This window comes from Kurthia massiliensis, from assembly GCF_000285555.1.
GTDB classification, from domain to species: domain Bacteria; phylum Bacillota; class Bacilli; order Bacillales_A; family Planococcaceae; genus Kurthia; species Kurthia massiliensis.
The window spans coordinates 68,821-86,406 of sequence record NZ_HE610999.1; the positions used below are offsets into that span (position 1 = coordinate 68,821).

Here is a 17,586-nt window from a genome sequence, read left to right on the forward strand (position 1 = left end):
AAATAGTTTAATGCGTTACGGTGATCTTTTAACGGTTTCGCAAGCATCAGCATAATCACTTTTCCTGTAACACCTGGAATTTCGCCAAATACACCAGCAGACGCACAATATACAAGACGTTTTACATTCGCTGTTTTCATACCGTCTGCAATGTTGTGACCCATACGTGCTAATGACGCACTTTTCACCGTACCTTTACCTTTCGTCGTACCAAGACATGATACGACCGCTTCATGACCTTCGATTGCTTGTGCGACTTGTTCAGCGTTAAACGCGTCACCTTGAATGACATGAACACCTTCTGTCGTTACTTTCGACGGTGTACGTACGAAAACGCTTACTTCATGCCCTGCTTCTACTGCTTGCGCGACAAATTCACGTCCGACGCCACCTGTTGCACCAAAGACGATTAATTTCATCATTGTAACCCCCTTGCACTTTTCTAAAGTATAATAAGTTTTATGTATAGATACGAATAATTCCTATAGGACGTAGCGTTTTAGATTTTGACAATTCGGGCATACTGTATGAAATACAACGCTAAAGGAGTGCTTCTATGAAAAAGCTATTGGTATTGTTCACTTTTTCATTGTTGTCATTGGAAAGTTAGCCTCTCACTTATTAGTACCATTAAAAATTAATGAAAGCACTATTTAAGAAGAAAATTGGCACAAGAACTTATAAAGAGGTGCTCAAAATCGAGTATGATTACGGCCAGGGATCAAAAAGCCACATGTACCTCGCTAAACATCACGGGATTATTCTCTCAAAAATGATTGACGAAATATAGTTTAAAGTAATCAATTACACGAAACGTTAAATAGACCTGAGAAACATCACGTAAAGTGGTGTTTTTTCATTAAACATGACTTTTGTGTGATCTCCTTCACATTTCGTACACAAATTATTCATTTAATTCTAATTTATTGTTAATTTAAACCATTTAAATATTTTATAATACATATATTAGTATAAAAGTAATGCAATGAGGAGAGTAGAGATTTAACATGGGATTTACACAACCACACTTTAAACATACGTCTATCGAAAAAAATACGAAGTCAACATTCGATGTGCATGTCTATATTTTTGAAGAGAATTATCGTCAATTACTGCGTGTGTTAAACTTCTACACACTCAATCCAGAAGCACCACGTTATCCATATGGAAACGACCAACATGCGCAATTTGAATTATTTTTATTAGAACTCGCACGCCTTGCAAGTAATTACTTTTTCGCAGCAAAAAGTTTAAATCAATACATCGCGCGATATCAACCAGAGGCTGTAACATTACTGCAGCACCCAGTCGGATACTTTGTGAAAGACTTGCAATCGTTCACATTAGAATATACATTACCCATCGTCTTAGAAGCGTCGCAAACATCTTCATCTGTGCCAGCAATCTATTTCGATAAAAAGCGTTTAATGGAGTGGCCTCATTGGCAGCCTGAAGCGCGTCAGTTTTTAGAAACACAAGATGACTATTTTGACGTACAAGACGTCATTAATTTATATGCGACATTAACGTTAGATGCCCAAATGACATTTCAAGATTTAAAATCATAAGCATATGTATTTACTCATCATTGTCGTTGCGGTATGTTAGAGCTATTAGAACTAAAGGAGTTTTCAACATGGCAATTACAAACGCAACCGATCAAACGTTTTATCAAGAAACAAAATCAGGTCTAGTACTCGTTGACTTTTGGGCAACATGGTGTGGCCCTTGCAAAATGTTAGCACCTGTTTTAGATGAGTTGGCTCAAGAAATAGATGTACCTATCGTCAAAGTAGAAGTAGAAGAAAATCCCGCAACAGCGGAAGAATACGGCATTATGTCTGTACCATCTTTACTTTTATTTAAAGACGGAGAAGTTGTCGCAAAAACTGGCGGCTATCAACCGAAAGAATTGTTAGAAGAATTTATTAACACGTATCGTTAATAGACAAAACGCGAAGTCGCCCCGTGCGATTTCGCGTTTTTCATTAAATTAATTTTTTGAGTGGTTTCGTTGCTAAACATAATACATCATTAACCGCTTGATCATACAATTTCCGGTTGTATGACGTAAGCAATCGCCGTTGTCTTTTCTCTTCACTTTTATTATCAAGGCGGAAGTTTAGCATACTTAAAATTAATTGCACTAACTCTTCAGGTGACGTGTGCTGTAAATAGCGCAGTTCTTGCCATTTCATTTGCTGCATCGCCTGTGTAATCGTAGGCATCGTCGCATAGATGTCTGGAATTTCGTAGTAATATGCATTATGTTTCAGTTGATCGAATTGTGGTGGCGCCGACTTTTTCCAAAGATGTGCAAAGTTGATCGTATTCGCACAAAACTCATCGATAAGTTGTAGCCAAATTGTTTTCAATTCGGACATCGTACAACTATGTAAACCTAGTTGAACTTGTTCCAGTAGTTTCTCACGCTTCATCATGACACTCCATTCTTGTCGTTTAACGACAACAGCGCCTCTTCACAGGGAAAAGGCGCTGTTGCTTTTGTGATAGAGGTTTAGTATGCGGTAAGGGATTTACCGTTAACAAATTACATTGGGCATGTTATACGTACCAGTGCCCACTGGTTAGGCATATAAAAATAGGGATTTGACTAGCATATCACTTGAGAAAATGTTTCCGCTTCATATTCTACAAATGGCGATGATTTTTCTCCATTCAAAAATCATTTTCGCTAGTTCTCCATCATATTAACTCATTTTTTCTGCTTTGTGTAGCATTTTTTGTAAATTAGTGCTCTTGATGTATAATTATTTTCATCTTTAATGCTATTTACTTAAAATCTATATTTTATTTTGTCGGGTTATTTTTGACATAAAAAAAATTTATCCTGCATATGGAAGACTAACATTTTTCCCTGAAATGTAAGACGTTTTTCCTTTGTATTTAAACATGAACCAAACATCTGAATCCGTTCTGCTTTCATATACACGAAGTACAGTAATACGTGTTCCTTTTTTCAACACGCCACGTACTTTATATTGTTTACCTGTTCCGGCACGAACGTTAGAGTTTCTTTGTACAATACCTGTCGTACGTGCTGGATAACTATCGTATTTAGATTTCGCACTTACTTTTACTGGCTCCTATACTGGAGTTGCTGCGAATGTACTTAGTGCTAATGTTGAAGCTAATACAGCTTTTAACATATTTTTCATCATAAAAACCTTCTTTCATCGACTTTATATTTAACACTAACAGTTAAGTACGTCATTGAACATCGCATATTTATGTGGAATTTAATAAGAAAATATGAACGGCACTTTTAATTCTCTTCATTCAATTGTTTCATCATTTCCTCACCTGAAAAATATAAACCATCGTCTCCTTCTACAGCTTCCGACTTATTGAAAGAAATCGTGCCAACATTGTTAAACGTCATCGTCAGTACTTCCCAATCGTCTACTTTCAACAGTCGTTTTGACGCTTTTTCATATGTTTGAACTGCTACTGCGCGATGATTGATTTTCGTCTGGGGGGTCAGTTTAACTTCACTATATATTTCATTACCTTCATTTCGATACGTGATGAGCTCATCTTTTTGTCGTAAAGATTGCTCAATCATTTGCTGCATGTCTGCATCATTCGTCGTTTGTTCAGTCTGTTCATTTATTGCATCCTCGTTATTTCCACATGCCACTAATAATCCAGTTGCGATGACGACAGCACCTAACCATTTTTTCATTGTATTCACCTCAATATGTATTATGTGTTATATGTAAAATCATGTAAATAAAAAGACTATACACAATGTATAGTCTGTAAATTTGTAAACATATATACTTATTTACTTTTAGTGAAATCGATGAAAATAATGAATTAATTGCTCTTTCATTTCCCGTACGACGGCGGTTTCAACGACTTCTTTATTCCAACAAATCCCGATTTGACGCTCGGCCTTTTTTCCTTCAATCGGGATTTGCACGAGGTCATCAAAAGCTAAATGTTCTAGCTTCGGCAAGAAAGAGATCCCTAAGTTCGCTGCGACAAAGCTCGCAATCGTCTGTACTTCTTCCCCTTCAAAACTAATCGATGCTTGCACGCCCGCTTCTGCTAATAAATCGTTCGCTAAGTGACGAAGGGCAAATCCTTCTTTTAATAAAATAAATGTTTCTTCTTTTAGTTCCGATACTTTTAAACTGCTGCGCCCCGCAAGTAGATGCATTTTTGGTAATGTGACGAATAATTCTTCTGTCAGGAGTGGTTGCCAATCAATATTTTTTTCTGTCGCAACTGGTGTGGTCATGCAAAGGTCAATAATGCCTTGTGACAATAATGTTTTCAATGCTTGCGAATTGTTTTGTACTAGCTTCACGCGCACATTCGGATGTGTTTCTTTAAAATGTTTCATAAATAGCGATAAATACGTCGCCCCTACAGTATGTAGAAATCCTAACGTAACTTCCCCTGTTTCTATACCACTCATTTCAGACAAACGTGTTTTGACCGTTTCCATTTCAAGTACGATTCGATTCGTACTTTCTAAAAATAACTCACCAAATTTATTTAAACGAATTGAACGGCCGTTACGATCAAATAATGTTACCCCAAGCTCTTCTTCTATGCGCATAATCGCACGACTTAACGCTGGTTGAGATACCGCTAATTTCTCTGCCGCACGTGTCATATGTTCCATTTCTGCTAATACTTTAAAATAATGAAAATGATGCCACTCCATTATTTATCGTCACCCCTTAAATACATATACTTTCTTCTATACTAAAATCATATACTAAATAAAGCGTTTTCATTATGATTTTTACTACTTTCACTTAAGACGACACATAGATACACGATTTTCTCGTTTAGACTAGAAAAAGATGCTGATGTATGTTGTGCATCATTTTTAAATTTAGAATGCATTATACGTCTATTTCATCATATGCTACGCTATTTATAGAAAAGAGGTCAACAATATGAATGTAAAACAACCAATGCCGATTCATTTACGTGGCGGTGACCGTGCCGTCTTACTACTACATAGCTTTACAGGGACTGCCAATGAAATGAAACGGCTCGCTACGCATTTACATCAAGAAAAGTTCACATGCTTTGCACCTATTTATAAAGGTCATGGTGCGCCACCGACAACATTTTATGAATATGGTGTGGAGGACTGGCTACAGTCAGCAAAAGAAGGCTATTTATTTTTACAACGTCAAGGCTATAAACATATCGCTATTGTTGGGCAATCACTTGGTGGCGTCTTCGCATTAAGACTCGCTCAAATATTCAGCCCAGCAGCAATTATGACGATGTCTTCACCGATTGTCGAACGTGAGCTGACAAGTTTAGCATCACGTGTTGAAGCGTATACACGTTATTACTTGAAATTGAATGCCTTTGCTGAACCCGAAACATTTATTGATACATATTTCCCGCGTCCTGTTAAAAAATTACATGCCCTACAGCAATGTATTACACAAACCGCTCCGATACTATCCGATATTACGACACCTGCCCTCATTCTTGCGGGGGAAGCAGATGCACCGGTTTATCAACAAAGTGCAAAAATGATTTATGATCAGTTGGCGAGTACGAGGAAAATACATAAAACATATGCCGATGCCAAACATTTATTAACGTTAGAACGACAATCGACACCGATTTTTAGTGATATCACACAATTCCTTAATAACGAAATGCAGAAAAATAAGTAATTAAGAGAAAAATTTGTAAATGAATGAGAATTCATTTATAGTGAAAGAAAAAAGGGGTGTTGATAATGACAAATGCTGCAATGACACAATTTATTGAAAAAATTGATGCAGATGGTGCAGGATTACGCGGATACAATGCCATCGTACAATTTCATTTTAAAGATACCGACGAAACGTACTACGTCGCATTTGAAGGAGATCATGTGAAATTACTCGACGATACACCATCTACAGACTGCGCGATTACAACCTCTAGTAAAAACTTTGAAAAATTGACGACTGGACAATTGAATCCACAAGCGGCCTTTTTAATGGGTAAACTCAAATCAACGGGTGATATGAGTCATCTATTAAAACTAAGCGGGATTTTAACGTATTATAACTAAAAAAATTGCGTCCAAAGCGGGCGCAATTTTTTTGATTAAAATTCATAATGATAGGCAATTTCATACAATTGAGCTAATTCTTCATCTGTAGGAATACGTGGATGATTTGCTGGACTACCTGAAGCAATCGCATCGTGAACCATTTTTGGAATTGCTTCTTTAAAGGCAGCTTCGTTAATACCGTAGCCTTTTAAATTTGGAATATCTAAGCGGCGGCAAAGCGCTTTAATCGCGACAATGACTTCTCGCGCCGCTTCCGTTTCTGAAAATGCACTCACATTGTCAATAAAATAAGGCGCAAGTGACGCTAATTGCGGAATGCTATCATCAAACGAAAATTCTAGCACTGCTGGTAGCAACATCGCATTTGAAATACCGTGTGGGACGTGGAACAACGCCCCAATCGGACGTGACATGCCATGTACGAGTGCGACAGATGCATTTGAAAATGACATACCCGCCTGTAAAGAGCCGAGCGCCATCGCTTCACGTGCTGCGACATCACTTCCATTTTCATACGCTGCGACAAGATTTCCTGTAATGAGTTGTGCCGCAGAATGTGCTAATTGCGCTGAAAACGGATGCGATTTTCGTGACAATAAACTTTCAATCGCGTGGCTCAGGGCATCAACTCCTGTAGCTGCTGTAATATGGCGCGGTGACGTCAATGTTAACTGTGCATCAACGAGGGCCACAGTCGGCATAAAAGCAGGATCTTTAATCATCATTTTAATATCTTTAGCGCTATTTGTAATCACTGTCGCGTCCGTCGCTTCACTACCTGTGCCGGCAGTTGTCGGAATCGCAATGTGCGGTACACCACTTTCGGTAATCGCCGTTGCACCATTCATATAATCACCGATGTAGCCTCTATTCGTTGCAACGATTGAAATCGCTTTTGCTGTATCTATACAACTACCGCCACCGATGGAAATAATGACGTTACATTCATGTTGTTGCAGTAACGCAAGCCCTTCGTCTACATAAATATCGAGTGGTTCAGACGTAATACCGGTATACGTTACAGCAGGCACGCCCGCAAACGTCACACATTTCTCGACAATTCCGAGGTCTTCCATAATGGGGTCGCTTACGATTAACGCTTTCGTACCAAGTTTTTTCACATGTTGTGCAAGCGTTTCAAAAGAGCCACTCCCATAAACGATTGTTGCGGGTGAATGTACGGTGTGAACCATCGTTTGATGACGAATCATAAAATCCCTCCTAGTCGTTACTTGGAAAAGCGAATGCCGATGTACTCGTGCTATTCGGTGCTACCCAACGTTCTGAAACCGTTTTTGTTTTCGTGAAGAAACGTGCTTGGTCAGGTCCAAACATATGCCCTTCACCAAATCGAGAACCTTTAAATCCAGCGAAGTTGTGGTAACCTACTGGAATTGGAATCGGCACGTTAACACCGACCATTCCGACATCGATTTCTGTCGTAAACTTGCGCGATGCATAGCCATCGTTCGTAAAAATTGTCACGCCATTACCGAGTTCATGTTTATTAATTAAGGCAATCGCTTCATCTAATGAATCGACGCGCACGACATTACGTACTGGTCCGAAAATTTCTTGTTCATACACTTTCATGCCTGGCTTCACATCGTCAAATAACGTTGGGCCTACGTAAAAACCATCTGATTGTTGCGCGATTGGTAGCGCGCGTCCATCGCAGACAACTTTTGCGCCTTCGCGTTCACCTTCTGCAATCACATCAAGTACCATTTGCTTCGCTTGTGGCGAAATAACTGGTCCGAAATCTGTATCTATCTCCTCATAAGAACCTACTTTTAACGATGCAGTCTTTTCTTTCAAAATTTCAACAAGTTTATCCGCTGTCTCTTTACCAACGGGCATAATCGTTGAAATGGCCATACAACGTTGTGACGCCGCACCATAAGCCGCACCGATAAAAGCGTCTGCGACTTGTTCTAAGTCTGCATCGGGCATAACGACCATATTATTTTTACCGCCGCCAAGTGCTGTCACACGTTTACCGTATTTTGCGCCTGTTTCGTAAATGTATTTTGCAACAGGTGTTGAACCGACGAATGAAATCGCTTGTACCGTTTCATTTTCTAACAGTTCATTTACGACATCTTTGTCCCCATTAATAACGGTCCAAATGCCGTCTGGCAAACCTGCTTCACGCCACAATTCACTCACGAATGCGGCGGTCATCGGAACTTTTTCAGATGCTTTTAAAATAACTGCATTACCGACTGCTAACGCCATACTCGTTTGTGCAAGCGGCACCATAATTGGAAAGTTAAACGGTGAAATCGCTGCGACAACGCCAAGCGGATATTTAGCGGAATAGGCATTAATATCGCCACCGACATTCACCGAGTACTCCCCTTTTACTAAATGAGGGGCGCCGATCGCTAAATCTAAGGATTCCACACCACGCGTCACTTCTCCTCGTGCGTCTTCATACGTTTTACCACTTTCACGACAAATGACTTCTAGTAACTCATCGATACGAGACATGAGTAAATTGCGGAACTTCATCACAACTTGTGCGCGTTTTGCGACAGACGTATCACGCCATGCTGGAAATGCCGCTTTTGCTAATGCAATCGCTTCACGTGTTTCTTCTACTGTCGCAAATGGTACATGTGCAATGACTTCTCCTGTCGTCGGATTATATACATCTCCGAACTTACCACTCTTCCCTGCTACTTGTTTACCACCGATAAAATGCGTTAACGTTTGAATCCCTGTTGCTTCCATGCTTACCCCTCCATTTTTTAAAAATTCAGATATTACTAGTCAATACGCGGCGAAATTGTTTATAATCATTTCACTGACCGCGGTCACTTAAATCATAAACGATATAAAAAACATTCGTCAACTACAAAATGGAGGATATTATGAATATAAGACAGCAAAAATCCGCAGAAACGAAGAATAACCTTTTAAATACAGCACTTGAACTATTTGCGGCACATGGATTTGAACACGTCTCTATTGCACAAATCACGAAAGCTTGCGGCGTCTCAAAAGGCACTTTTTATACGCATTTCCAAACGAAATATGATGTTATTTTAGAAAAATTCAATGCATTAGATGAGTATTATATTACAGTTGTAAAAGAAATTCCGAATCACTTAAATGCTAGTGAAAAAATATTGGCATTGTACGATGCACAAATGACATATTTACGCGATGTTATCGGGAAAGATTTTATGCGAACGGTTTATACAGCAGCGATGACGAATCAAGTCGCGCATAATCATTATTTGATTGATCCGAAACGAACGATCTTTCAATTAATGCATACATTTATCCGAGAAGGAATTGAACAGGGGGAATTTCGTGTAGACATGGATGCACAGCATATCGAGCACATCATTCAACGAGCAATGCGTGCAAACGTATACGATTGGCTCATTCATACAGAGTTTGACCTCGTCGATGAGATGCATCGTTTTACCGCCACGTTATTAGCCGGCATAAAAAAAGGCCCATAGTCGAAACTATGGGTCAAAGAGAAGAATATGAAAAGTACAATGATTATTTAACCGCTTTTAAACATCATGAAACCTATTTTTTAAAATTATTTTTTATTTATTTCAAATGGATGATTAGTGCCTATATCCATCTATTCCATTCTTCGATAATAATAGGAAGAAACTTTTTAACGCTAATGATACCTTCTATTATTTATTAAGTTTATCTATTTTCTGAAAATTTTTACTTTATGAAAATAAGTTTAACGGTTTAAATTTAGGGAATAATATTATCGTTCACGTGAATCAACATTTTTTATACCCTCAAGTATTTTTACTTGTGGACAACAAAATCAAAAGATGAAATTGTTGTTTTCTTTCCGCTATTTTATTTTCAACAATCCATACATATCTTTTGCATTAATCGAAAATAGCACATAAAAAGGAGCTGTTTAGAAGCATGCAACAACCGAATTTAGATATGGAGCCGCAAGATATTAATATTGTGAGCGCCAAAAAAGCACGAAAGGCCGTCGTTGCGACCGGTATTGGTAACGCGATGGAGTGGTTCGACTTCGGGCTATACGCTTACTTAGCTGTTACGATTAGTCAGTTATTTTTCGCTGGCGTCGATAATAGTGGCCTTCAACTTGTATTTACCTTTGCGACATTTGCTGCCGCATTTTTAGTCCGTCCACTCGGCGGCATTTTCTTCGGAAAAATCGGTGACAAATATGGTCGAAAAATTGTATTAAGTACAACGATTATTATTATGGCATTAGCCACCTTATTAATAGGTTTACTGCCAACGTACGAAACAATTGGTGTATGGGCACCGATTTTATTATTAGTCGCACGTATGATCCAAGGTTTCTCAACTGGTGGTGAATACTCTGGTGCAATGGTTTATATTGCTGAGTCATCTCCCGATAAGAAACGTGGGATGATCGGTAGTGGTCTTGAAATTGGTTCATTAGCTGGTTTCATTGCGGCATCAGGTTTAGTTACAGTATTAACATTAATTTTATCAGACGCACAAATGCTCGCTTGGGGATGGCGTTTACCATTCTTAATCGCTGCACCAATCGGTCTGATCGGCTTATATTTACGTCGTCATTTAGATGAATCTCCTGTATTTGAAGAAATGGAGCAATCAATGAATGAAGATGATGAACCATTAACATTTAGAGAGATTTTAAAACACTACAAAAAAGATTTACTATTAAGTGTTGTGATTGTCGCATTCTTTAATATCACAAACTACATGGTACTATCATATATGCCATCTTACTTAACAGAAGTATTAAATGTGAGTGACAATATGAGTTTAATTATTTTACTCGTTGTTATGTTAATCATGATGCCTCTTGCACTATTCTTCGGTCGTATGAGTGATAAACACGGGAATAAAAAAATCGTACAATTCGGATTAATCGGCTTAACGATCTTATCTATCCCAGCGTTTATGTTAATGGGTAATGGACAATTAGGCTTCGTATTCGCCGGTGTTTTACTACTCGGTGTACTACTAAGTTTCTATGAAGGTACACTTCCTTCATTATTACCAACATTATTCTTCTCAGACGTTCGTTATCGTGCACTTGCCCTGTCATTTAATATTTCTGTATCGATCTTCGGTGGTACGACACCACTCGTTGCATCATACTTAGTACACGCTACTGGCAATCCACTTGCACCTGCTTATTATTTAACAGCAATTAGTGTAATCGGGTTAATCGTCTTTAGTCTATTGTTCGTTCAAACTTCAGGCCGTGCCTTAAAAGGTTCTTACCCTGCTGTTGAAACAAAGAAAGAAGTACGCGAAGTGATGAAACAAGATCCAGAAGATGCCCTATGGTGGCATGAAGAAGCTCCGGATGAGTTATTGCAAAATGACCATACGAAAACTTCTTCCTAACGAATAAAAAAAGACTACCGCTTTCGTTGCGGTAGTTTTTTTATGTTTAAAACACAATTATTTATTAATTATATTTCCACATTAAGAAAAATAGATTATTTTTATTCAAGCAGCATTACCAACAATAAAACGAACGAGGAAATGACACAGCTCCTTTCAACGATTGACCAAGAAATGCAATCTTTTGTGAAACAATATTATACTGATTTACAAGTACATCAATATACGACAATGGTTCAATTTACACCACCTGTGCGACTTCAACCGACTCCACAAACAATTCTTTCATTATACAAATTGTTCTTTTTTCACAGAAGGTAATTGTGTTAACACTAGTGCACCTAATAATTGTAATACCGTTTTCACGATCATTTGACCGACGATTGCGGCTGGTACAGCTTCCCATGGCAACATATTCGCGCCAAGTGGGCTTAAACCGATAATAACAAATACAGCAGAATCTAATATACCACCAACGAGACCACTATAGAACACGCGCCATGCCATTGGTAAATGTAGACGAGAATAAATTTCTGTATCGGCTGACTCTGAAATTAAAAACGATAAGGCAGATGCACAAACGATTAATAACGTGTCACCTAAGCTCGCAGAAACAACCGCTGATAATAGCAAGGCAAGACCGATGAGCATATACGTTTTTTTACGACCATATTTATTTTGCACAAGGTCACGTAAAATGAATGTCACCCCAATGAAAAATGTCCCCATTGGCACGATAAACACGCCAAATGTAAATGGTGCCATCGAAGCGGTCACAACGTTCGCTGTGACGATGAAAAGTAAGTATAAAATGACGCGGATCATGCTTGCACCTTCTTCTCAACGTACTGTGCATAGCCACGATTACGTAAAATACATGATGGACATTCGCCGCAACCATCTGAAATGACGCCGTTGTAGCATGTGAGCGTATTTTCTTTTACATATTGCATGACACCTAATGTATCTGAAAGTCCCCACACAGCAGCTTTATCAAGTTCCATTAATGGCGTATGAACAGTAAACGGTTCGTCTAATGCAAGATTTAACGTTTGATTAAACGATTTCACAAATGCATCACGACAATCTGGATAACCACTAAAGTCCGCTTCACTGACGCCCACAACGATATGTTGTGCACCAATTTGTGATGCGAGTACACCTGCAAATGAGAAGAACAATAAATTACGTCCTGGTACGAACGTATTTGGTAATGCGCCATCTTCACCTGCTTGTACCGTAATATCATCGCGTGTTAATGCATTTGGTGCTAATTGATTTAGCAACGTCATATCTAAAATATGATGTTTCACACCTTGCTCCGCTGCAATTTTTTTCGCACATTCAATTTCTAACGCGTGACGTTGGCCGTAATTGAATGTTACTGCTTCTACTTCATCAAATTTTTCTAATGCCCAAAATAGACAAGTTGTGCTATCTTGACCGCCGCTAAATACGACGACTGCTTTTTGTTTTGTCATGTGTATTGCCTCCAATAAAAAAACGGCGCCCCTAAGAGCACCGTCCTCTTAGTTTTTTTAAGATGGTCGCTAAGAACATCTACCTATTAACGATTGTCTACTTTTTCAGGGTACATATCGTGATTCATTAAACGATGATGTGCCATTTCTTCATATTTCGTACCTGGACGACCATAGTTGCACCAAGGGTCGATTGATAATCCACCACGTGGCGTAAATTTACCCCATACTTCAATGTAACGTGGGTCTAGCAATTTAATTAAATCGTCCATGATTTTATTCATGCAATCTTCATGGAAATCACCATGGTTGCGGAAACTAAATAAATACAATTTCAACGCTTTACTTTCAACCATTTTCGCATCTGGAATATACGAAATGTAAACAGTTGCAAAGTCAGGTTGTCCTGTCATTGGACATAGGCTCGTAAATTCTGGACAGTTAAATTTCACGAAGAAATCACGATCTTGGTGTAAATTTTCGACCGCCTCTAATACTTCCGGTGCATAATCAGTCGGATATTTTGTGTTTTGGTTTCCAAGCAATGTTAAATCGCTTAAACCTTGTTCTTGTGTACGTTCATATGACACTCAAATTCTCTCCTTCTGCTAGAGCGACGCGGTCAATAAAAAAACCGCGCCCACTATCGGACACGGTTGAACTGGTGTGATCCCATAGTTTTTTATAGAGGGTTTTGCGCTATGAACCTCTTTATAACTAGCGTTTATTTTCCATCTCACTTTAACACAGTTTCAAAATATGTACAATAAATAATATTTCAAAAAAATTGAAAAAAGGCACTCCCATTGCCAAGAGTGCCTTTCCCCAAAGGATAATGTACATTTTCATGAACATACTTTTTTATTATAGACTATTATGAAATAATTCCTATCAGTTGTATTTACTAATTTTAGGTATAAACATTTAAGTAATTTTATTTAATAGTATTTTCTTACTTGGTTATTTTTGAATACTTTATACCTATTTTAATACAAAACCATGTAAATTCCACTGTTGGTTAAACATTTGAATTGTATTTAAATATGTATAGGCTTGAATATTTTCTGGTAATGGTTCTCCCGTACCAGCAACAATCACTTTCACTGTTTCAGTTGCTTGTTGTGTCGGATCTACAAGTGCATACACATATACTTTGTCATATTGGAATGCAATCGATAACACTTGTGCATTTTTTGGCAAAGGTAACGCCACAACTTCATTTACTGATACTGGATATTTATAAACACGCATTTTCTCACCCCCTCCCCACGACTATTCCTTTTAAAACAACCATTAAAACATAAAAAAGAGCTGCGACAGGCGCAACTCTTGTTCAACGTTTAAAAATTTAAAAAATCCATGAAATTTAACTCATCTTCTAATATATTCGATGTCACCATTGATAAGATACCGTAGAAAATCAATAGGCTGACAATTGTAATTGCATAGCCAATGTACGGATCGATTTTTTTGCTGCCTTCATAATATTTCGCAGCTACATAAATAGGAATTGCAAAGGTGATGAAGAAGAACGATACACCGTATAATACGAGCGATACTTTTACCGCTTTTAACAACATGAAAATAAGCGCTGCAATCAACACAACATTCATTATATTGTTGTAGGCACCTATGCGAAGAATACCTTCATGAAATGAAGGTAGCGTACCGAGTTTTTGTGCTAGTAGTAACACAATACCAATAGAAATTGCATAAAAAAGCGCTATCCCGATGGACATTTTTAAAAATTCCATAAATGTTAATCCAACTGTTTCTGTGGCTGCAGACTCTCCAAACCAATCTGCCAGGTCATTATAAAAACTGAACATAATGAGCGCAATTTGATTTGCAAACATAAAGAGAACGATGGTTAATAGTAATACTGATATGATGGATGTTGCCACTGCAAATCCAAAATGGCGTGGATCACTTCGCTTTGAAGGCTGTTTTAACATTTGCATAAAATATTCAAAGTAGTTTCCACCATGTAATTTTAACTGTTCTACCGTTGCATTTTGTGTGCGCCTCGGCTCTGGAGATGCTACGTTGCGGCGTTGCGCTTGAACAGGTGTACCACACTTACCGCAAAAATTTCCGGACACTTGCTCATGTCCACATTGCGTACAAATCATCGCATTCCCTCGCTTTCCTTTTTAATATTACAAATTTATCCCATATTTAATATAATATGTTAACTTTAAGTTATTGTAAATATTTAGTAATTAAATTTAACTATTTTCATCCTTATTTTACATAAATATAAAAAATATAACGTAAACCTAAACAGACTTGCAGCCATCGAATATGTCCCCAAATAAGGCTTTTTCCGCACAATATATGCTATTTTGGTCGTTTAGGTTTAACATTTAGGAAATACGTTAAAAAAGAGCTATAGGATAGTTATTTTATCGTCTTTTTACGCATACGAATTCGACGATTTTTTACTATTTCATACTAAATTGATGAATTTTTTTTCAAAACGCCAATTAATTGTTACAATATGGATATGTACAATTAACTATTGATACAATGAGGTGAGAGATTGACTTATTTTTTCACGTATTTTTTTAAATCGAGCACATTGAGTGCCACGCTTCTAACGGTCAACGTTATTTTAGCAATTGCGATTATCTTTTTAGAGCGTAAAAAACCGTCTTCTGCATGGGCATGGATTTTCGTCCTATTTTTTTTACCATATGTAGGCTTTATTCTATATATGTTCATCGGAAAACCGTTACGTAAAAAGCACTTACTACGTTGGATTCCGAAAAAAAGCATCGGGATTCAAGAAACGATTGACGATCAAAAGAAACGTGTACTAGAAGATGATTTAGATATTGAAAACATTGAAAGTGCACGTGAGCTCATTCATATGAATTTACAAACGAATGATGCGATCGTCACGAAAAACAATCATATTGAATTGTTTAACGATGGGCATGCGAAATTTGATTCGCTTATTCGCGACATTCAACAAGCAACAGACCACGTTCATATTCAATATTACATTTTTAAATTGGATGACCTCGGTAATAGCATTTTGCAGGCGCTTATCGAACGTGCAAAAGCTGGTGTAGAAGTACGTATTTTGTACGATGCATTAGGATCACGTAAAGTGCGCAAGCGTCACTTTAAAGAACTTATTGCTGCGGGCGGTGAGGTAGAAGTATTTTTCCCATCTATTTTACCGATTATTAATCCACGAATGAATTATCGAAATCACCGTAAAATTGTTGTCATTGATGGCAACATCGGTTATCTAGGTGGATTTAATGTCGGGGATGAATATTTGAGCCGCGACAAGAAATTCGGCTATTGGCGCGATACACATATGCGCATTCAAGGGAACGCTGTACACGCCCTACAAGCACGCTTTATGATGGATTGGAATCAAGCCGGTAACTCGCTAGACTTATCATTTGCACCTCATTATTTTACACCTGCGAACGTAGAAGGTACGAGCGCGATGCAAGTCGTTTCAAGTGGACCTGACTCTACGTATGCATCCATTCAAAACAGTTACATTAAAATGATTTTACAAGCGAAAAAATATGTCTATATTCAATCACCATATTTTATTCCAGATGATGCATTTTTAGAAGCTGTTCGTATTGCCGTTCTTTCTGGCATTGATGTACGCATTATGATTCCTAACAAACCAGACCACCCATTCGTTTACATGGCGACTTGTTCATATGCGAGTGACTTGATGGCTTCTGGCGCGAAAGTATATCATTATGCAAATGGGTTTTTACACGCAAAAGTTGTCATCATTGATGATCAAATTGCTTCTGTCGGAACGGCTAATGTTGATAACCGTAGCTTCCGTTTAAACTTTGAAGTGAATGGCTTTATTTATGATGAAAACATTACGAAACAACTGGCGGAGATGTTCCGTGAAGATATGAAAGTATGTGTGGAAATGACAGCTGAAAATTATAACAGCCGTTCAGTTTGGATTAAATTTAAAGAATCGATTTCACGCATGTTATCACCAATTTTATAAAGTACAGCAAAGGATGATGAAAAATCATCCTTTTTTGTTTAAAAAATAAGCAATGGGGAAATTAACTATTGAGTATATTTTTAATGATGAAGGGATGATTCAATAATGAGTGAAAACACACAACATGAACAAATCGTGGAAACATTAAAGAAAATCGTGGAGGATGCAAAAGTAGCGATGCTTGTGACACAACAAGCAGATGGTAAACTTGTATCACGTCCAATGCAACTACAAGAAATCGAATTTGATGGAGACATTTGGTTCTTAACACGTACAGATACAGATAAGTATAGTGAGATTAAGGCAAATCCATCTGTTAACGTCGCATTCATTGATAAATCATATGCTTCAATTAGTGGCCAAGCCGAATTCGTAGACGATTTAGATCGTAAAAAAGAATTTTGGAATGGCGTATACGATAAAATGTTTGATGTCAGCTATGATGACCCAAGCGTAACGTTAATTAAAGTAAACGCAGAGTCTGCTGAATATTGGGATACAGGTGCAACAGTAAAATCTGTTTATAACTTCGTAAAAAAAGTAGTTGGTAAAGAAGAGCCTGTTGAGCCTGCAAAAGATACAAATCAATCTGTCGACTTGTAAAATCCTGTCGTTTATACACAAAAACGTCATACCTTTTATGTATGGCGTTTTCA

The 17,586-nt window shown here is 37.9% G+C and carries 20 protein-coding genes; 8 read left to right on the plus strand and 12 right to left on the minus strand.

The window, feature by feature from the left end; translation table 11 throughout:
- Positions 1-419, minus strand: a 419-nt coding sequence (locus KMHG_RS17720) for an NAD(P)-dependent oxidoreductase (protein ID WP_010289151.1), incomplete at its 3' end; no start/stop codon positions are given.
- 588 nt (positions 420-1,007) lie between these two features.
- Between KMHG_RS17720 and KMHG_RS09885 the strand changes: the two genes are divergently transcribed.
- Both KMHG_RS09885 and trxA read left to right on the plus strand, forming a co-directional pair.
- On the plus strand, positions 1,008-1,568 hold the full coding sequence (locus tag KMHG_RS09885; RefSeq protein WP_010289155.1) for a hypothetical protein: 561 nt from the start codon (positions 1,008-1,010) through the stop codon (positions 1,566-1,568).
- A gap of 68 nt (positions 1,569-1,636) precedes the next feature.
- Positions 1,637-1,945, plus strand: a complete 309-nt coding sequence (gene trxA, locus KMHG_RS09890; RefSeq protein ID WP_010289157.1) for a thioredoxin — start codon at positions 1,637-1,639, stop codon at positions 1,943-1,945.
- A gap of 43 nt (positions 1,946-1,988) precedes the next feature.
- On the opposite strand, the gene KMHG_RS09895 is transcribed toward trxA, so the two are convergent.
- The 4 genes from KMHG_RS09895 to KMHG_RS09905 form a co-directional block, all read right to left on the minus strand.
- Positions 1,989-2,438 carry a hypothetical protein gene (locus KMHG_RS09895; protein ID WP_010289158.1) on the minus strand — a complete coding sequence of 150 codons (450 nt, stop codon included), beginning with the start codon at positions 2,436-2,438 and terminating at the stop codon, positions 1,989-1,991.
- Positions 2,439-2,846: 408 nt separating this feature from the next.
- On the minus strand, positions 2,847-3,047 hold the full coding sequence (locus tag KMHG_RS19850; RefSeq protein ID WP_147608187.1) for an SH3 domain-containing protein: 201 nt from the start codon (positions 3,045-3,047) through the stop codon (positions 2,847-2,849).
- A gap of 239 nt (positions 3,048-3,286) precedes the next feature.
- Positions 3,287-3,706 (minus strand): hypothetical protein, encoded by a 420-nt coding sequence (locus KMHG_RS09900; protein ID WP_010289159.1) that lies wholly within the window; start codon positions 3,704-3,706, stop codon positions 3,287-3,289.
- Between the two features lie 108 nt (positions 3,707-3,814).
- Positions 3,815-4,699, minus strand: coding sequence for a LysR family transcriptional regulator (locus KMHG_RS09905; protein ID WP_010289160.1), 885 nt, complete (start codon positions 4,697-4,699; stop codon positions 3,815-3,817).
- A gap of 238 nt (positions 4,700-4,937) precedes the next feature.
- Between KMHG_RS09905 and KMHG_RS09910 the strand changes: the two genes are divergently transcribed.
- Both KMHG_RS09910 and KMHG_RS09915 read left to right on the plus strand, forming a co-directional pair.
- Entirely contained in the window at positions 4,938-5,681 is a 744-nt protein-coding gene (locus KMHG_RS09910; RefSeq protein ID WP_010289161.1) for an alpha/beta hydrolase, read from the plus strand.
- 65 nt (positions 5,682-5,746) lie between these two features.
- Positions 5,747-6,067, plus strand: coding sequence for an SCP2 sterol-binding domain-containing protein (locus tag KMHG_RS09915; RefSeq protein ID WP_010289162.1), 321 nt, complete (start codon positions 5,747-5,749; stop codon positions 6,065-6,067).
- Between the two features lie 35 nt (positions 6,068-6,102).
- On the opposite strand, the gene KMHG_RS09920 is transcribed toward KMHG_RS09915, so the two are convergent.
- Both KMHG_RS09920 and KMHG_RS09925 read right to left on the minus strand, forming a co-directional pair.
- Positions 6,103-7,281, minus strand: a complete 1,179-nt coding sequence (locus tag KMHG_RS09920; protein WP_010289163.1) for an iron-containing alcohol dehydrogenase — start codon at positions 7,279-7,281, stop codon at positions 6,103-6,105.
- A 10-nt stretch (positions 7,282-7,291) separates the two neighbouring features.
- Positions 7,292-8,806, minus strand: coding sequence for a CoA-acylating methylmalonate-semialdehyde dehydrogenase (locus KMHG_RS09925; RefSeq protein ID WP_010289165.1), 1,515 nt, complete (start codon positions 8,804-8,806; stop codon positions 7,292-7,294).
- 140 nt (positions 8,807-8,946) lie between these two features.
- On the opposite strand from KMHG_RS09925, the gene KMHG_RS09930 reads away from it, so the two are divergent.
- Positions 8,947-9,546: a TetR/AcrR family transcriptional regulator gene (locus tag KMHG_RS09930; RefSeq protein WP_010289167.1), complete on the plus strand. Its 600-nt coding sequence runs from the start codon at positions 8,947-8,949 to the stop codon at positions 9,544-9,546.
- 439 nt (positions 9,547-9,985) lie between these two features.
- The gene (locus KMHG_RS09935; protein WP_010289168.1) at positions 9,986-11,443 is read left to right on the plus strand and encodes an MFS transporter; all 1,458 of its coding nucleotides are present in this window, start codon (positions 9,986-9,988) and stop codon (positions 11,441-11,443) included.
- A 288-nt stretch (positions 11,444-11,731) separates the two neighbouring features.
- Here the strand turns inward: KMHG_RS09935 and KMHG_RS09940 are convergent, their stop codons facing one another.
- The 5 genes from KMHG_RS09940 to KMHG_RS09960 all read right to left on the minus strand — a co-directional run bounded on the left by KMHG_RS09940 (position 11,732) and on the right by KMHG_RS09960 (position 15,056).
- Positions 11,732-12,265, minus strand: a complete 534-nt coding sequence (locus KMHG_RS09940) for a VUT family protein (RefSeq protein WP_026022069.1) — start codon at positions 12,263-12,265, stop codon at positions 11,732-11,734.
- Entirely contained in the window at positions 12,265-12,924 is a 660-nt protein-coding gene (gene queC / locus KMHG_RS09945; protein WP_010289172.1) for a 7-cyano-7-deazaguanine synthase QueC, read from the minus strand. The genes KMHG_RS09940 and queC overlap by 1 nt, the downstream gene beginning before the upstream one ends.
- A gap of 86 nt (positions 12,925-13,010) precedes the next feature.
- Positions 13,011-13,514, minus strand: a complete 504-nt coding sequence (gene queF / locus KMHG_RS09950; RefSeq protein ID WP_010289173.1) for a preQ(1) synthase — start codon at positions 13,512-13,514, stop codon at positions 13,011-13,013.
- A 391-nt stretch (positions 13,515-13,905) separates the two neighbouring features.
- A complete protein-coding gene (locus KMHG_RS09955) occupies positions 13,906-14,175 on the minus strand; it encodes a DUF7352 domain-containing protein (protein WP_010289174.1) in 270 nt (89 codons plus the stop codon).
- Between the two features lie 89 nt (positions 14,176-14,264).
- Positions 14,265-15,056 carry a DUF6574 domain-containing protein gene (locus KMHG_RS09960; protein WP_010289175.1) on the minus strand — a complete coding sequence of 264 codons (792 nt, stop codon included), beginning with the start codon at positions 15,054-15,056 and terminating at the stop codon, positions 14,265-14,267.
- 410 nt (positions 15,057-15,466) lie between these two features.
- Between KMHG_RS09960 and cls the strand changes: the two genes are divergently transcribed.
- Complete coding sequence (cls, locus tag KMHG_RS09965) at positions 15,467-16,930, plus strand: cardiolipin synthase (protein WP_010289177.1); 1,464 nt, start codon at positions 15,467-15,469, stop codon at positions 16,928-16,930.
- Between the two features lie 105 nt (positions 16,931-17,035).
- The gene (locus KMHG_RS09970) at positions 17,036-17,533 is read left to right on the plus strand and encodes a pyridoxamine 5'-phosphate oxidase family protein (RefSeq protein ID WP_010289179.1); all 498 of its coding nucleotides are present in this window, start codon (positions 17,036-17,038) and stop codon (positions 17,531-17,533) included.
- The last annotated feature ends 53 nt before the right edge of the window (positions 17,534-17,586 follow it).

Coding starts and splice junctions, on each gene's coding strand:
- KMHG_RS09935 (WP_010289168.1), top strand. CDS start 9,986: ATGCAACAACCGAATTTAGATATGGAGCCGCAAGATATTAATATTGTG.
- KMHG_RS09910 (WP_010289161.1), top strand. CDS start 4,938: ATGAATGTAAAACAACCAATGCCGATTCATTTACGTGGCGGTGACCGT.
- KMHG_RS09900 (WP_010289159.1), bottom strand. CDS start 3,706: ATGAAAAAATGGTTAGGTGCTGTCGTCATCGCAACTGGATTATTAGTG.
- KMHG_RS09960 (WP_010289175.1), bottom strand. CDS start 15,056: ATGATTTGTACGCAATGTGGACATGAGCAAGTGTCCGGAAATTTTTGC.
- KMHG_RS09920 (WP_010289163.1), bottom strand. CDS start 7,281: ATGATTCGTCATCAAACGATGGTTCACACCGTACATTCACCCGCAACA.
- trxA (WP_010289157.1), top strand. CDS start 1,637: ATGGCAATTACAAACGCAACCGATCAAACGTTTTATCAAGAAACAAAA.
- KMHG_RS09955 (WP_010289174.1), bottom strand. CDS start 14,175: ATGCGTGTTTATAAATATCCAGTATCAGTAAATGAAGTTGTGGCGTTA.
- KMHG_RS09970 (WP_010289179.1), top strand. CDS start 17,036: ATGAGTGAAAACACACAACATGAACAAATCGTGGAAACATTAAAGAAA.
- KMHG_RS09930 (WP_010289167.1), top strand. CDS start 8,947: ATGAATATAAGACAGCAAAAATCCGCAGAAACGAAGAATAACCTTTTA.
- KMHG_RS09915 (WP_010289162.1), top strand. CDS start 5,747: ATGACAAATGCTGCAATGACACAATTTATTGAAAAAATTGATGCAGAT.
- KMHG_RS09895 (WP_010289158.1), bottom strand. CDS start 2,438: ATGAAGCGTGAGAAACTACTGGAACAAGTTCAACTAGGTTTACATAGT.
- KMHG_RS09905 (WP_010289160.1), bottom strand. CDS start 4,699: ATGGAGTGGCATCATTTTCATTATTTTAAAGTATTAGCAGAAATGGAA.
- KMHG_RS09885 (WP_010289155.1), top strand. CDS start 1,008: ATGGGATTTACACAACCACACTTTAAACATACGTCTATCGAAAAAAAT.
- queC (WP_010289172.1), bottom strand. CDS start 12,924: ATGACAAAACAAAAAGCAGTCGTCGTATTTAGCGGCGGTCAAGATAGC.
- KMHG_RS09925 (WP_010289165.1), bottom strand. CDS start 8,806: ATGGAAGCAACAGGGATTCAAACGTTAACGCATTTTATCGGTGGTAAA.